The sequence below is a fragment of the Williamsia sp. z71 genome (assembly GCF_059553375.1).
In genome coordinates this window covers 1-14,720 of the sequence record NZ_JCANWX010000015.1, presented here as the reverse complement: position 1 = coordinate 14,720, position 14,720 = coordinate 1, and the positions used below count along the sequence as shown (strand labels likewise).

Below are 14,720 nucleotides of genomic sequence, written 5' to 3'. Positions count from 1 at the left end.
CACTGCGCCGCAGGTCGGGGGCTTGCGCTGAGGATTGGTCCTGCCCGAAAGCGGCCGGGCGACAGTAGGGTAAGTGCTTGTGAGTCAGATTGCGGCAGGGCCCGGGCGCCCGCGGTTGGTGGAGCAGCGCCGCCGTGGGGCAACCGCGCGCGACGAGATCCTCGACGCCGCCGCCGAGTTCTTCACCACGCGCGGGTACTCGGGTACGTCCACCCGGATGATCGCCGAGGCCGTCGGGATCCGGCAGGCCTCGCTCTATCACCACTTCAAGACCAAAGACGACATCCTCGAGGCGCTTCTGCAGGACACCGTGCTCGCGCCGCTGGAGGTGGCGACCGCCCTGCTCGAAGCCGACGGGTCAGCGCTGGAGCGGCTGCAGCGACTGGCGCGCTTCGACGCCGGGCAGCTCGCCGGCTCTCGCTGGAATCTCGGTGCGCTGTACTCGTTGCCGGAACTTCGGACCGAGCGTTTCGCCGAGTTCCGCAGTGCCCGAAGTGACTTGGCACGAATCTACGCGCAACTGGCCGGAGAGGTCCTGGGCAATCACACCGATCCCCGCCGGCACCTGCCGTTCCGGCTCGTCGAATCGGTGATCAGCATGCGATCGGATGAGATGGTCGGCGCGTTGGGCGCGGACTCACTCGAAGACCTGGTGACGGTGCTCGTGGACAGCGCCGAACTGGTCTTGAAGTAGCGGTCAGGCGCGCCACTCGGCGGTGCGTTCCGGGCTCGCTTGCGCGAGTGCTTTTTTGGTGGCTTCCGCATCGAAGTCTTTGCCGTACACCGGGGTTCCGGGCTGTTGCCGCCACGACTGTGCCAACGATCCGGCATCGACCGGGTCGAAACCGAGTTCGTCGACCAGCGCCGACACGATCTTTTTGCCCTCGGCGTCGTCGCCGGCGATGGGCAATGCGATCCGGCCCTTCGTTCCGGGCGGGGTCCCCTTCTCCAACAGGTGCTTCCAGTAGATGCCGTTGAAGACCTTGAAGACGGGCTCGTTCAAAACCTCGGAGACCCAGACACTTTCCGGCGTCCCGTCTTCGATGGCGTCGATCTTCCCGTCGCGTTGCTGCGGGTAGTAGTTGTTGGTCTCGATCACCGGCGCCCCGGGTTTGCGATTCGATAGGATTCCCGGCGCCAGGTCAGGGGTGTTCTTCTGCGGAATGCTGACGATCACCAGGTCTGCGTCTCGGGCGGCGTCCTTCGCCCAGACCGCTTCAGCGCCGGTTTCTGCGGCCAGTTCGGCAAGGGTCTGCGGATCCCGTGAATTGGCGACCCGTACCTGGTGCCCCAACCGCGTCAGTCGGCGGGTCAGCGTCCCGCCGATGAAACCCGCACCGATGATCCCGATTCTCACAACTGACCCCTTGCGCTGATGGACGACCACGTGTCGGGAAGTTCAACCGGTCTGATCACCGGATCATTCCGTGTCTCGATCGCTACCGGACCTCGTCCGGCAGCACATCGTGGACGAGCAGCGCGATCTGCACCCGATTGTTGAAGCCGAGCTTGTCGAGCATGTGGGAGATGTGCGTCTTGACGGTGGCGACGGACACGTGGAGTCCGGCCGCGATCTCGGCGTTGGACATCCCACGGGCGGCCGCCACCGCGACCCGTTGTTCACCGGCGGTGAGTTGCCCGAACTGTTCTGCGCCGCGGCTGCTGCGACTGTTGGGCTCGGTGTAACGCTGAATCAGCTTGCGGGTGATGGCGGGTGAGAGGATCGGTTCGCCCGCGGCCACCTTGCGTAATGCCGCGATCAGATCGCGAGGGGGTGTGTCTTTCAGCAGAAATCCGCTCGCCCCGGCACGCAGGGATCGCAGGACCAGGTCGTCGGTGCTGAAGGTGGTCAGCATGATGACGTGCGGTGGGTCGGGCAGTGCCCGCAGCACGGTGGTGGCGTCGAGTCCGTTGACCTTCGGCATCCGGATGTCCATCAGGACCACGGTCGCGTCGGTCTCGCGAACCAGCTCTGCCACGCCGGCCCCGTCTGCGGCCTCACCGACGATCGTGATGTCGGGCTGGCCGGTCAGCATGGTCCGCAGCCCCGCACGGATCAGCCACTCGTCGTCGATCAACAGAAGACGGATGCCGGTACCCGGTTCGTCGCTCACGGCAGACACTCTCCCTCCCAGGGCAGCCGTGCGGACAACACGAACCTTCTGTCGACGATGCCGTGGTGGAGCGTGCCACCGGCCAACGTCACCCGCTCGTTCAGGCCGACCAGCCCCGATCCGGTTCCCGGGATCGACGGGTACATGCCCGGGTTCAGTGGTTGCGCGATGGTGATCGTCAACCCGGTTCCTGGCGACCCCACGATCCGTACGGTGACCGGCACCGCCCCGGCGTGCTTGCGGGCATTTGTCAGCCCTTCCTGGACGATGCGGTAGGTCGCGCGACTGACCACGGCGGGCACCAGTTCCACGTCGCCGACGTCGACGGTCGCCTCAACCGCGCTTCCGGCCAGTTCTGTTTCGTCGAAGAGTTCGGGCACAGTGGCCAGGGACCTGGTCGGTTCGGCCAGGTCGTCGTCGGTCTCCTCGCGGAGCATGCCGATCACATCCCGCAGATCGACGAGCATCTGATGGACTCCGGCCCTGATCACGCCGGCCGCCCGGCTGATCTCCTCCGGGGAGGCGTCTGGCCGAAACTCGAGGGCGCCCGCGTGGACCGACAGCAGACTCATGCGATGCGCGAGCACGTCGTGCATCTCCCTGGCCAGACGTTCGCGTTCGGTGGCGCGGGCGTGCGCGATCCGTTCGCGTTGCTCGGACTCGACGTTGCGGGCGAGCTCGGCCAGCGAGATGAGCAGTTGCCGGCGATTACGCACCATCGTTCCCCAACCGAGCACGGCGACGGTGAGCAGCACAGAGAACGCCAGGATCAGGCTCCAGGAATCCTGCTCGGCGTCGGGGTACAGGAGATAGTTCGACATCGCGGCACCGATACCGAGTGCGCCGATGGCCAACGAATAGCGCAAGGGTCGGTGGACCGCGAGCGAGAACAGGGCCAAAAACGCAGGGCCGGTGATGAATGAGGCGAATCCGGACGCGACGGTGAGGATCAGTGCGACGGCCACGGGCCACCGGCGGCGCCAGACCAGGGCGATACAGCCGAAGAGACCGAGAACGATGTCGGCGGCCAGAAGCGGACCCCAGTTCTCGAGCCGACCACCGATGGTGAGACCGCCGATCCCCGCGGCGAGCAACACCATGAGCACGTCGATCGTGATATCGCGGGTGGTGCGTCGACCCGTCAGCGGATGCGGATCGGCCTCGAGGGTCTCGCGCACCGCGCCGGGCATCCATGCCGGGCGCGTGGGCAAGCTGTCCCAGCCGCTGCCTTCTGACTGTGCACCGAAGCGACTCATCCCACGATGGTGTCCGGTTCCGGCCGCAGATGCATCAGGCGAAAGTCTGAGCTGGATCGATCAGTCGGCGATCGAGGGCTGAGCAGCAACCGTCCGGGTTGTCGGCGATGCGGTGGCAGGCAACCCGAATCGGGCAAAATCTTCGACCATCGTTTCGGAGAAGAACACCACGACATGCGCGACACCGGACCGGGTGATGTCGAGGACCTGTAGCTGAAAAGGGCGATGCACACCGTCCTGTGGATCGCGCATGTACAGCCCGAAAGCCGGCTGGCCGTTGGCGGTGGTGGGGAGCAGCACCATGTCGTCGGCCTTCTCGGCCGGACAGTTGTGTTCGATGAGACGGCCGATGATCGACGGGCCCTGGTACCAACCGGTGAACGGCGGCATCTCCCAGATGGCCTTGTCGGTGAAGAGAGCCACGATGGCGTCGATGTTGTAGGTCTCGAAGGCCTCGACCCACTTCTGCAGCATCTCTTGCTGCGCCTGGTCCTCGGGCTCGGTGATCGAATCGCGCTCGGGAGAGACCTCTTTGAGCTGTGCCCGCGCCCGCTGCAGCAGGCTGTTGACCGTCGCGGTGGTCAGATCGAGCGTCTCGGCGACCTCCGCGGCCCGCCACTGCAACACGTCACGCAGGATCAACACGGCGCGCTGGCGCTCGGGCAGATGCTGGAGGGCGGCGATGAATGCGAGGCGAATCGATTCGCGGGCCCCGACGATGGTTGCCGGATCCGCGGTTTCGGACAGCGTCTCGTCGGAGTCTGCGAAGGGCTCGAGCCAGGGAACCTCGTTGTCCTGCAGCAGCGGTGCCTCGGGATCGTACGAGTCACCACCGAGGCCGGAGGGCAACGGCCGGCGCTGCTTGGAACCCAGCGCAGTCAGGCAGGTGTTGGTCGCGATCTTGTACAGCCACGTACGGACCGAGGAACGGCCGTCGAACTTGGAGTACCCGCGCCACGCCCGGATGAAGGTCTCCTGGAGCAGGTCTTCGGCGTCGTGGTGCGACCCCATCATCCGATAGCAATGCGCCAGCAATTCACGACGGAACGGCTCGGTGACCTCCAGGAAGTCTGAATCCGCTGGCGCCTCGACAGTCATGTGACACAGATTACGGGAGCAGTCGGACACCAGCCAGCCCAAAAGGGCACGATCGCTCAGTTGTTCCAGAACCCTTCATGCACCTCGGCGGCCTCGGGCATCGGGATGGGACCGTGCACCGCGGTGGGTCGCTGGCCGGCTGCGAAAACCTCCCGGCAGGGGAGCGCCATGGTCGGATTCTGCTCGTCGGCGCCGGTGATGACGGCCAGGTCGGCCTCCGACAGGGCGTAGACGACCGTTCCGATCCCGGCCCAGTAGACCGCGCCCGAGCACATTGCACAGGGTTCGGCCGAGGTGTACATGGTCATCGTGGAGAGTTCGGCGGGCGTGAACCGGCCGGAGGCCATCCGGGCGAGATTGGTTTCCGCATGTCCGGTGGCGTCTTTTCCGGTTTCCACCGTGTTCTGTGCCTCGAGGACAACCTCTCCGGTGCGGGTCGCCAGCAGTGCGCCGAAAGGATGATTCCCGGACTCACGGGACTCTCGGGCGATGGCAACGGTGCGGCGCAACAGGTGGTCGTCGATATCGGTCATGGGTATGAGTGTGCCTGGTGGGGTCTGTGGTGTAGTTGTGGAGGGGTGATCCGAATCGGGACTTCCGGATGGGTGTATCCGCCGTGGCGCGGCGAGTTCTACCCGCCGGGCCTGGCGCAGCGTCGCGAACTCGAATACCTCTCCCGCACCCTCAATTCGGTCGAGATCAACGGTTCCTTCTACTCGTTGCAACGCCCCACCAGCTATCAGCGGTGGGCGGAGCAGGTCCCCGACGACTTCGTCTTCGCGGTGAAGGGACCGCGGTTCATCACGCATATGAAGCGGTTGGTCGACGTCGATCAACCGCTTGCGACGTTCTTGGCCTCCGGCGTCCTGGCGCTGGGTCCCAAGCTCGGACCGATGCTCTGGCAGCTGCCCCCGAACATGCCGTTCGACCCCGACGTCGTGTCGGCGTTCGCCGATCTGTTGCCGCGGACCACCACGGAAGCCGCGGAAATGTCCCAGAATCACGGCGACAAGGTCGACGGACGCGCCTGGACGAGCACCGATGCCGAGCGTCCACTGCGGCACGCGATGGAAGTACGCCACCCGAGCTTCGAAACTCCGGAGTTCCCACAACTGTTGCGGGAGAAAGGCATCGCGCTGGTCCTGGCGGATTCGGCGGGCAAGTTCCCGGTGATCGACGAGGTGACCACGGATTTCGTGTATGCCCGGTTGCACGGTGAGCACGAGTTGTACACCAGTGGCTACACCGACGATTCCCTCGACCGGTGGGCGGCGCGTTTTCGGGAACGGGCAACCGTCGGCGATGTCTACGTCTACTTCGACAACGACGCCAAAGTGCGTGCACCCCACGACGCGCGGGCACTGCTCGATCGGCTCGGGTGAGGTCCTCGGGTAGCGTTGTCGAACAGCGCACTCGCTTGCAAACGGCGCCACTTTTCAAGATGTGTCGGTACGACGTGAGGTGCTTCGATGATCGACCGACTCGACAGGCTGCAGCGGCGGCACCCCGTCCTGGGTTTCGGGATCGCCGTCATCTACAAGTTCGTCGATGATCAAGGCGGATACCTCGCGGTCCTGATCACCTATTACGCCTTCCTGTCGATGTTCCCGTTGCTGCTCCTGCTGACCACCACCGTCGGCATCGTTCTGGAGGGCAACCCCGAACTGCAGCGGACGGTGATCGATTCGGCCCTGAGTCAGTTCCCGGTCATCGGTGACCAACTCGGGACACCGCAGGAACTGAGCGGTGGTGTCGCGGGCATCATCATCGGTCTTGTCGGTGCCATCTACGGCGCCTCAGGTATCGGTCAGGCGACCCAGAACGCGATGAACACGGCATGGCAGGTACCGCGCAACAGCAGGCCGAATCCGATCTTGTCGCGGGTACGAAGTCTGCTGTTGCTCACACTCATTGCGCTGGCGCTCGTCGCGACAACGGTCCTGACGACCTTTGGCGGACTCTCGGGCCCGCTCAGTACGTGGCAGAGCTTCTGGGTGGGGCTGGCCGCGGTGCTGACCAACTCGGCGATCTTTGCCGTTGCCTTCCGGCTCAGTACGACCTCCAAGAGCGTGAGCTATCGCGACGTGTTGCCCGGCGCGATCGTGATGGGTGTGGTGTGGCAGCTGTTGCAGACCTTTGGAGCGGTGTACGTGACGGGCGTGGTCAAGAACGCCAGCACCACCAACAGTGTCTTCGCGGTGGTCCTGGGTCTTCTCGCATACTTCTATCTGGCGGCGATCGCCGTTGTCCTGTCCGCTGAGATCAACGTGGTGCGCAAGCACCGGCTTTATCCCCGGGCATTGCTGACCCCGTTCACCGACAACGTCGATCTGACCCGGGGTGATCGAAAGACCTACACGCGGCAGGCGAAGGCGCAGCGGGCCAAGGGATTCGAGCAGGTCACGGTCACTTTTGAGAAGCCTGATCAATCGGACGAAACAGATAAAGGTTCGCAAAAGCAATAATATCCGGTGCGGGAACTTACGCTGCAGTGAGTTCGTATGCAGCAAGCATCAAGACAGTGATCAGAAAGGCTCCACACAAAATGGGGATGAAGACCCGTGTTGTTTCTTCGGCCGCAGCGATGGCCGCCACCCTCACCCTCGGTGTTGCACTGGCCGGCCCGGCCGCTGCCGACACCATCGAACTCGAGGTCGATTACACCGCCAACACCTCGACCGTCATCAAGAAGCTCAACCAGAAGGTCGACTTCCCGGCGACCCCCCTCGCCACGACGCTGAGCCTGGAGTTCCCCAGCCTCGAAAAGGGCACGCTCAGTGGCCAGTTGAATCTCCCCACCACCAGCACCGACCTCAAGCTCGGCCCGCTGAACCTGGCAACGATCAAAATGTCGATCGTTGATCCCTCCGAGGTCACCGGCACCGCGGGGATCGACATGGAGACCTTCGACGTGACCCTGAAGGCTCAGCAGAGTTTCAAGATCAAGATCGACAGCATTCAGCCGCTGGGCATCAGCACGGGTTCGGCAAATCTGAACCTGCTGCCCCCGAAGGCGAACTGTGTGACGTCGTTGACCACGGCCGACCTGAGCGGCACGGCCAACCTCAACGAGGGGCTCGACACCGTTCTCAGTGGCACCTACGAGATCCCGGCGTTCACCGGCTGCGGCAACCTCGTCGGTCCCGTGCTCAACTCGCTGGTTTCGGGCCCCGGTAACACCCTGACGGTGGATCTGAAGACCAACACCGACGGTGCTGCCACCTCCATGCTCCGGCAGGCAGCGAGCAGCTAGACCGAAACTTTCGGGCAAACCCGCATAAAACTCATGCCCATGCACACCGCGGTGTGCATGGACATGAGTGCTGTTCGGGCGATCAGATGACGCCGTGCAGCGGTGGCGGCGCGTCGTGGAGCAGAGCCTTTCCAATGTGCTGATACTTCCAGCGCACCGGGTCGTGCAGGGTGTGGGTTCGGGCGTTGCGCCAGAAGTGGTCGAGTCCGAGATCGGCTGCGGCGCTGCGTGTGCCCGACACCTCGAACAGGGCCGAGGAGACCTCGTTCGCAGCCCGGTCCGCGACGATCTTGGCCGTCGCGACGGCGATCGAGGCCTCGGCCGCTCGCTCGGCCGCGTTCTCTGCCGTCGCGGAAAAGGTTGCGTCCACCGCGTTTCCGGCCACGGACAAGGTCGCCTCGGCGGTTCGGACCTCGACCGCGAGTTCCCCGAAACGCTGGATCAACAGTGGGTCGTCGATGGCCCGGTCGACTCCGGCCTCGAACCACGGTCGGCTCTTTGTCCGCGCGAAATCGGTTGCGGCGCGCAGGGCGCCGCGTGCGATACCGGCGTCGATCGCCACGTGCAGCAGCTGGGCAAAGGCCCCGTACCCGGCCGGGGCGTTGAGTGCCCTGGCGCGGGCCACCAGGTGCCGGGGTTGCACGGTGACGGCTTCGAAGGTGATAGTCCCACTGCCGGTGGTGCGCTGTCCGATGCCGTTCCAATCGTCGACGATGCGGACCCCGGCAACATCGGCGGGTATGAACGCCACGTATTCGCCTGGCTCGAGCCCGGATTCGCCGTCCGGGTCCTCCAGGCGTGCGAGTACGGCGAGCGTATGGGCGTAGAGGGAGCCCGTGCAGTAGAACTTCGAACCGTCGAGCTGCAGGCCTCCCGAAACCGGTGTGATCGTCGTCGAGATGTCGGCGATCGTTTTGCCGCCGCGCTCGGACTGTGCGTTGGCGATACGGCCACCGCCGAGGACATCCGAGAAGATGTCCCGCTGCTGGGTCGGGGTACCGGCCAGCCGCAGCAGGTTCAGATACACGAAATGGCTGTGCGGGATCTGTGCGATGTTCGGATCGGCTGTGGCCAGGATCCGGACGATCTCGGCCACGACACCTGGCGTCAGGTCGGCTCCACCGAACTGTGCGGGGACGGTGATCGCCAACAGTCCACTGGCGGAGAGCTCGTCGATCTCACGGTGGGGGAGTTTTCGGTCGCGGTCGCGGGCAGCGGCCCCGGTGGCGAAATGTGCCGCCAGCGTGCGTGCCGTCGAAAGCGCCTGTGCCGCAGAGTCGATACGGGTTGCTATCGCGGTGCTGCTCACGACGCGCTGACACCGGCGGCTTCGTCTGCTGCTTCGATTTCACGAACCAGCGGGAGCACCTTGGCGCCGAAGTACTCGATTTCTTCCTGGAAGTGCAGGAAGCCCCCGAGTACCAGGTCGACCCCGAGTCGCTTGTAGGCGACGATTCGCTCGGCGACCTGCTCAGGGGTGCCGATGAGCTTGGTCTTGAAGCCGTCGTTGTACTGCACGAGGTCCTCGAACGACGAATTGGCCCACATGCCCTTGTGATCGGATGTGGACGCGCCGGCCTGCTGGACCGCGTCACGGAAGCCCTCGACCGCAGGACGATTGGCCTTCGAGATGATCTCGCGGAGGGTTTCGTGCGCCTCGGCCTCGGTGTCCCGGGCGATGATGAAACCGTTGAGGCCGAATCTGACCTCGCGGTTGTGTGCCCGTGCCACCGCTCGCAGGTCTTCGACCTGCTCGGTGACGCCGTCGAAGTCCTTGCCGTTGGAGAAGTACCAGTCGGCGTAACGGCCACCGTTGTTTCGGGCCGCGGTGGAGTTACCGCCCTGGAACAGCTCGGGATTCGGGCGCTGCGGTGTGTTGAGCGGCTTCGGCTTGAGGGTGAAGTCGCGGATCCGGTAGAAGTCGCCTGCGTATTCGACGTTGTCCTCGGTCCAGATCTTCCGGATAACCTCGAGGAACTCGGCACTACGTCGATAGCGTTCGTCATGCTCGAGCCATGGTTCTCCGAGCGCCTTGAACTCACCGGAGAACCATCCGGACACCACGTTGATCGCGAATCGGCCATTCGACAGGTGATCAGCGGTGGCGCCGAACTTGGCGAGGACCGCGGGATGCCACAGTCCGGGATGGACCGCCGCGATGACCTTCAGCTTTTCCGTCGCACCGAGCAGTGCGAGGCTGAATGAGGTTGATTCGTGCTGGAATTCGGCACCGTACGACGCCATGTAGCGCACCTGGGACAGGGCGTAATCGAAACCGTTGTTCTCGGCGGTCCGGGCGAGCTTCTTGTTGTATTCGAAGTCCCAGCCGGTGCGCTGTTCGATGTCGCTGGTGACCAGGCCACCGCTGACGTTGGGCACCCAGTAGGCGAACTTGATCTGGTCGGCGATCTTCTCGGTGGTCATGGGTTCATCTCCAGAAGTTGAGGTGGAGGCAGATTTACGAGGCGCCGGCCGGTTCATACGAACTCAGGAACACGCCGCGAACCGGTTCGTGGGCGTGATCGCCGGCATCGAGCAGGCCGCGCCGGACCAGACGCGGACGGACGCCTTCACCGAAGTGGTAGGCCTCTTCGACGTGCGGGTACCCGGAGAGGATGAAGTGGTCGAGTCCGAGCGCGGCATATTCTTCGATCCGGTCGGCGACCTCGTCGTGCGACCCGACGAGTGCGGTTCCGGCGCCGCCGCGGACCAGACCCACCCCGCTCCACAGGTTGGGGTAGATCTCCAGGGAGCGGGCGTCGGTGGTCGAACTGAAAGCCGCCCCGCCGCTGTGGAGTTCGAGCATCCGCTTCTGTCCTTCGGACTCCGACTGCGCGAGGTTCTTCTGGGCACCGGCCACCACCGCCGGGTCAAGGGCTCCGAGAAGCCGATCTGCCTCGGCCCAGGCCTGTTCGGAGGTGTCGCGGGAGATGACGTGGAGCCGGATGCCGTACGTCAGCTCGCGTCCCTCGGCAGCGGCAAGTCCGCGGATCCAGTCGAGTTTGGCGGCGACGGCGTCGGGCTTTTCGCCCCACGTCAGGTAGGTGTCCGCGAACTTCGAGGCCACGGCGCCCGCGGCCGGCGAGGATCCGCCGAAAAAGACCGGGGGCAGTGGATCGGGGCGCCGGGCGAGCTGTGCGCCCTGCACCCGCAGGTGCTTGCCGGTGAAGTCGACGGGCTCGTCCTCGGTCCACAGGCGCCGGACGATGTCGAGGTACTCGCCGCAGCGTTCGTAACGGGCGTCCTTCGACAGGAAGTCGCCGAATGCGCGCTGCTCGGACGATTCGCCACCGGTCACGACGTTGAGCAACAGGCGTCCCTTGGATTGCCACTGGTAGGTCGCCGCCATCTGTGCCGCCAGGGTCGGGCTGATCAGCCCCGGACGCATCGCAACCAAGAACTTGAGGGTGTCGGTGGTCTCCAGCAACATCGCCGTCGACAACCAGGCGTCCTCACACCACAGGCCGGTCGGGGTGAGGACGGCTTCGAAACCGTTGACCTCGGCAGCCCCGGCCAGCTGGTTCAGATAACGCAGCGTTGCCGGACGATCGCCTGACATGTCCGAACCGTGACCACCTGCCATCAGATTCCGGGAGTCGCCGTACGTCGGCAGGAACCAGTGGAAATGCAGGGACACGGCGGGTGCCTTTCTGTGGGAAACGAGGAACGCAACCCAGTGTGGGCTGTATTCGGGATTCCTTTCCACAATTTCGTTCGCCGTGATTTCAAGTCGACGTGGAGGTCGGCGCCGGGGCTATTGTCGCCGGTGAGCTCGTCTCCGACCCGGGTTCGACCGGTGGGTGCGACCGGTTCACTTCGGCTCGTACCCACTGGTCGATCGTTTGCAGCGGGGTTGTGTCACTGCTATGTTTGCGCCTATGTCGAGCTCTGGTCACCACATCCCGGAGGTCACCTATGTGACCACCGCGTTGGGATGTCGTCTGCCTTTTGCTCGCGTCCTCTGTTGTCGAATGTCCTGATCTGATCTCGCCGCGCTCGCGGCATTTTCGAATCTGACAACTTCTCGCCCCGGAACCCCCATGGGTTCTTCGGGTGGGATCATCCGACGAGGACATTTAAATGACTGCAACACTTGATCACCGCATTGTTTCCGGCTCCACCGCCCGCTCCACCGTCACCCGTCCGTCCGAGCGAAGCGGATCGCGACCCCTGGTCGGCTCCCGCGTCACCGCGCCCGGGCGTCCTGCCCGTCCGCTGGGTGTTCCCGGCCCGAAGAAGGCACCCAAGATTCACATCGCGAACCCGCAGCTGCATCTCTCGACCAAGCCGGCAGCGGTTGTGCTCCGGGCTGCGCGTCTTCACGGACCGGTGTTCCGGGATGCCGCATCGAGCGCCTCTGGATTGAGCATCTCGACCGTGAACCGCCAGGTCAGTGCACTGCTGAAGTCCGGTTTGCTGCGTGAGCGCGCCGATCTGGCCCCGGCGGGCGCCATCGGGCGTCCGCGGTTGCCCTTCGAACTGAACACCGCCGACTTCTTGACCGTGGGCATCCACATCGGCCTCAAGGTCACTTCGATCACCACCCACGACCTCTTCCACCGCGTGGTCGGTGCCATTCAGATCCCGACGCCGGTGGCGGACACACCGGAACAGTCCCTGACCTCGATCGGCCTGAGCACCAAGCGTTTCCTGTCTCGCTGGCCGAACAAGAAGATGTTGTGGGCCGGCGTTGCGCTTGCCGGTCGGGTCGACAAGGCCGGCCGAAACACCCACCCGCGTCTCCCGTGGGAATCCGCCCCGGTCGGCGAGGTACTGGCGTCGGTCATCGGACTGCCGATCTCGGTGGCCTCGCACGTCGAGGCCATGGCCGCCGCGGAATTGCTGCTCAACCCCCAGGCCGAACTGCTGGTGGACCCGGCCGAAGAAGGCGGCAGCTTCGTCTACTTCTACGCCCGTGAATCGGTGGGTATCGCGTTCACCGTGGGTGGCAGCGTCTACACGCCGGCCGGTGGCCCGCCGGAAATCGGGCACTTCCCGGTCGGCAAGACCGAACTGCTCGATCCGTCGGGCACCGGACAACTCGAATCGACAGTCACCGACACCGGCATCGTGGATGCCGCGATTGCGGCCGGACTCGCGATCGGCAACATCGACGAGGTGCACTCGCTGGCGGCCGAGGGCAATGATCTCGCCCGGGCGATCCTGGCCGAGCGGGCTGCGGTCCTGGGCCGCGCAGTTGGTCTGATCGGGGACATCTTCAATCCCGACCACGTCGTCCTCGGTGGCCAGGCCTTCACCGATGCACCCTCGACGCTTCCGATGGTTGCCCAGGCGGTTCGGGAAACCTCCGTCGCCCCGCGACGCGACGTGCGCGTATCACGTTCCGGCGCAACGGTTCAGCAGCAGGCCGCCGGCGCGGTCTCACTCGATGCGATCTACAGCGACCCCATCGAAGCCCTCGCCCGCACCGCATAACCCCCCCGTCGAGCGGGCCGAAACAACCGCCGACCGTGCCGAAAAAACCGCCGAGCGTGCCGAAATCACCTGTGCACGGTAGATGTCAACCTGTGTGGAGTCATTTTGTGGCGGGTTGGGGTCCGGTGGAGTTGATTCCTGACCAGTTCGGGGCGGGTGGGGCGGTTGGTGGTTGGCGGAATCGGTCTGGGTGTTCGGTGTAGTAGGCGTCGAGTGCTTGTTGCCGGCGGCGGTGGGTTTCTCGCCAGGATCCGTCGTGGACGTCGTTGGGTGTGTAGAGGCTGATGCCGCTGTGGCGGTGGTGGTTGTTGTACCAGTCGGTGTAGGTGGTGACGTAGTCGCGGGCGTCGTTGAGGGTTTCGAAGATGCCGGGGAAATGTTTGCGGTGTTTGAGGGTTCGGAACTCTGACTCGGAGTACGGGTTGTCGTTAGAGACGCTGGGACGTGAGTGCGATTCGTTGATCTTGTTGTTGCCGAGCATGGTTTTCATGGCATCGGAGCGCATCGCTGATCCTGAATCTGCGTGTACCCATTGGGGTTTGGTTCCTTCTGTGGTGAATGCGGTTTCGAACATTTCCACTGCCATGTAGTCGAGTTCACGGTTTTCGACGCGGTTGGCGATGATCTTGCGGGAGAAGATGTCGATGATTGAGTACACCTTGAATGCTTGTCCGCGGTAAGGGGCTTTGAAGTCGGTGATATCCCAGGACCAGATTTGGTTCGGTCCGGTGGCCAGCAGTACAGGTTTTTCGCGGGGCCCGGTTTTGGTGCGGTGGGTTTTGACTGGTCGCTGTGATTGTTCCAAGGCTGCGGCGTAGCGCCACCAGGTGCGGCGTGAGCCGACTGTTATGCCCTGGTCCCAGGCGGTGGCGTAGGCCTGGTCGACGGAGTCGCCGCGCGTCCAGGCCCGTAGTACGTGCTCCTCGATCGTGGTGATCTCGGTCAGATTCAGTGCGTGTGGTTGGTGGCGTTGGGGGTGTGAGATCGGGTTGCTCACCCGGTTTCGGGGGCGTTGGCGGTATTGCCAGGTTGACCGTGAAATATTCAGTACGGCAAGGGCTTTGCGTTGGCTCATCCCGGGTAACTGTGCAAGTAGGGTGACCAGCATGTTTTCGGAGGTCAGGAACTGGGTGGCTCGGGTGGAGTGGGGGTGTCGTCGGGCGTGTGCTCGCTCCACTTGTGCATGAGCCCGATAGCTTTTCCCAACGCGTCGTTGGCCGCTCGTAAGGAGGAGTTTTCCTCGTGGAGTTCGGCCAGTTGCGCGTCGTGTTCGCGTTGTTGTTGGGTCAGGAGTTTTTCCAGATCCTCAAGTCGAGCAGGGTGGCTGGTCATTCCTCGAGTCTTGCGAGGTACGAGGTCGCGGTCAAGGTCGCCGTGGAGATAGGCGCTGCGCCAGCGTGCTAACTGTCGGAGGCTGAACGGTTTGTCCTGCAGCCAGGCGGTCTTGCTGCCGTGGCGCTGTTGCAGGTAATCGAGGACGAACTCTCGTTTCTCATCGGTGGTGAAGGCGAGCATCGGGCTTCCTCTCGGTGCGGTGACTCACCTTGAGGCTGACACGGAGGG

General features: G+C 64.2%; 15 protein-coding genes. 5 read left to right on the top strand and 10 right to left on the bottom strand.

What is annotated here, in order from left to right; genetic code table 11:
* The first annotated feature begins 79 nt into the window (after window positions 1–79).
* Entirely contained in the window at window positions 80–694 is a 615-nt protein-coding gene (locus AC51GR_RS25150; RefSeq protein WP_496327385.1) for a TetR/AcrR family transcriptional regulator, read from the top strand.
* Window positions 695–697: 3 nt separating this feature from the next.
* On the opposite strand, the gene AC51GR_RS25145 is transcribed toward AC51GR_RS25150, so the two are convergent.
* The 5 genes from AC51GR_RS25145 to AC51GR_RS25125 all read right to left on the bottom strand — a co-directional run bounded on the left by AC51GR_RS25145 (window position 698) and on the right by AC51GR_RS25125 (window position 5,001).
* Window positions 698–1,357: an NADPH-dependent F420 reductase gene (locus AC51GR_RS25145; protein ID WP_496327384.1), complete on the bottom strand. Its 660-nt coding sequence runs from the start codon at window positions 1,355–1,357 to the stop codon at window positions 698–700.
* Between the two features lie 82 nt (window positions 1,358–1,439).
* A complete protein-coding gene (locus tag AC51GR_RS25140) occupies window positions 1,440–2,114 on the bottom strand; it encodes a response regulator (protein ID WP_496327383.1) in 675 nt (224 codons plus the stop codon).
* The gene (locus tag AC51GR_RS25135; RefSeq protein ID WP_496327382.1) at window positions 2,111–3,370 is read right to left on the bottom strand and encodes a sensor histidine kinase; all 1,260 of its coding nucleotides are present in this window, start codon (window positions 3,368–3,370) and stop codon (window positions 2,111–2,113) included. The genes AC51GR_RS25140 and AC51GR_RS25135 overlap by 4 nt, the downstream gene beginning before the upstream one ends.
* A gap of 60 nt (window positions 3,371–3,430) precedes the next feature.
* A complete protein-coding gene (locus AC51GR_RS25130; protein ID WP_496327381.1) occupies window positions 3,431–4,468 on the bottom strand; it encodes a sigma-70 family RNA polymerase sigma factor in 1,038 nt (345 codons plus the stop codon).
* 56 nt (window positions 4,469–4,524) lie between these two features.
* Window positions 4,525–5,001, bottom strand: a complete 477-nt coding sequence (locus AC51GR_RS25125) for a nucleoside deaminase (protein ID WP_496327380.1) — start codon at window positions 4,999–5,001, stop codon at window positions 4,525–4,527.
* 45 nt (window positions 5,002–5,046) lie between these two features.
* Here AC51GR_RS25125 and AC51GR_RS25120 point away from each other — a divergent pair, with 45 nt between their 5' ends.
* The 3 genes from AC51GR_RS25120 to AC51GR_RS25110 all read left to right on the top strand — a co-directional run bounded on the left by AC51GR_RS25120 (window position 5,047) and on the right by AC51GR_RS25110 (window position 7,721).
* Complete coding sequence (locus tag AC51GR_RS25120; protein WP_496327379.1) at window positions 5,047–5,850, top strand: DUF72 domain-containing protein; 804 nt, start codon at window positions 5,047–5,049, stop codon at window positions 5,848–5,850.
* A gap of 87 nt (window positions 5,851–5,937) precedes the next feature.
* The gene (locus AC51GR_RS25115) at window positions 5,938–6,933 is read left to right on the top strand and encodes a YihY/virulence factor BrkB family protein (protein ID WP_496327378.1); all 996 of its coding nucleotides are present in this window, start codon (window positions 5,938–5,940) and stop codon (window positions 6,931–6,933) included.
* A gap of 86 nt (window positions 6,934–7,019) precedes the next feature.
* On the top strand, window positions 7,020–7,721 hold the full coding sequence (locus tag AC51GR_RS25110; protein WP_496327377.1) for a hypothetical protein: 702 nt from the start codon (window positions 7,020–7,022) through the stop codon (window positions 7,719–7,721).
* Between the two features lie 82 nt (window positions 7,722–7,803).
* Here AC51GR_RS25110 and AC51GR_RS25105 read toward each other — a convergent pair whose 3' ends face one another.
* From AC51GR_RS25105 to AC51GR_RS25095, 3 genes are read right to left on the bottom strand one after another with little or no spacing between them, the layout of a single operon-like run.
* Window positions 7,804–9,030, bottom strand: coding sequence for an SfnB family sulfur acquisition oxidoreductase (locus AC51GR_RS25105; RefSeq protein ID WP_496327376.1), 1,227 nt, complete (start codon window positions 9,028–9,030; stop codon window positions 7,804–7,806).
* The gene (sfnG, locus tag AC51GR_RS25100) at window positions 9,027–10,145 is read right to left on the bottom strand and encodes a dimethylsulfone monooxygenase SfnG (protein ID WP_496327375.1); all 1,119 of its coding nucleotides are present in this window, start codon (window positions 10,143–10,145) and stop codon (window positions 9,027–9,029) included. Before sfnG ends, AC51GR_RS25105 begins: the two co-directional genes overlap by 4 nt.
* Before the next feature lie 34 nt (window positions 10,146–10,179).
* Window positions 10,180–11,358 carry an LLM class flavin-dependent oxidoreductase gene (locus AC51GR_RS25095; RefSeq protein WP_496327374.1) on the bottom strand — a complete coding sequence of 393 codons (1,179 nt, stop codon included), beginning with the start codon at window positions 11,356–11,358 and terminating at the stop codon, window positions 10,180–10,182.
* Between the two features lie 443 nt (window positions 11,359–11,801).
* Between AC51GR_RS25095 and AC51GR_RS25090 the strand changes: the two genes are divergently transcribed.
* A complete protein-coding gene (locus AC51GR_RS25090) occupies window positions 11,802–13,157 on the top strand; it encodes an ROK family protein (protein ID WP_496327373.1) in 1,356 nt (451 codons plus the stop codon).
* Window positions 13,158–13,257: 100 nt separating this feature from the next.
* Here the strand turns inward: AC51GR_RS25090 and AC51GR_RS25085 are convergent, their stop codons facing one another.
* Window positions 13,258–14,154: a transposase gene (locus AC51GR_RS25085; protein WP_496324072.1), complete on the bottom strand. Its 897-nt coding sequence runs from the start codon at window positions 14,152–14,154 to the stop codon at window positions 13,258–13,260.
* A 122-nt stretch (window positions 14,155–14,276) separates the two neighbouring features.
* Entirely contained in the window at window positions 14,277–14,672 is a 396-nt protein-coding gene (locus tag AC51GR_RS25080; RefSeq protein ID WP_496324071.1) for a hypothetical protein, read from the bottom strand.
* Window positions 14,673–14,720 lie beyond the last annotated feature (48 nt).

Coding starts and splice junctions, on each gene's coding strand:
- AC51GR_RS25090 (WP_496327373.1), top strand. CDS start 11,802: ATGACTGCAACACTTGATCACCGCATTGTTTCCGGCTCCACCGCCCGC.
- AC51GR_RS25125 (WP_496327380.1), bottom strand. CDS start 5,001: ATGACCGATATCGACGACCACCTGTTGCGCCGCACCGTTGCCATCGCC.
- sfnG (WP_496327375.1), bottom strand. CDS start 10,145: ATGACCACCGAGAAGATCGCCGACCAGATCAAGTTCGCCTACTGGGTG.
- AC51GR_RS25130 (WP_496327381.1), bottom strand. CDS start 4,468: ATGACTGTCGAGGCGCCAGCGGATTCAGACTTCCTGGAGGTCACCGAG.
- AC51GR_RS25135 (WP_496327382.1), bottom strand. CDS start 3,370: ATGAGTCGCTTCGGTGCACAGTCAGAAGGCAGCGGCTGGGACAGCTTG.
- AC51GR_RS25110 (WP_496327377.1), top strand. CDS start 7,020: ATGAAGACCCGTGTTGTTTCTTCGGCCGCAGCGATGGCCGCCACCCTC.
- AC51GR_RS25115 (WP_496327378.1), top strand. CDS start 5,938: ATGATCGACCGACTCGACAGGCTGCAGCGGCGGCACCCCGTCCTGGGT.
- AC51GR_RS25080 (WP_496324071.1), bottom strand. CDS start 14,672: ATGCTCGCCTTCACCACCGATGAGAAACGAGAGTTCGTCCTCGATTAC.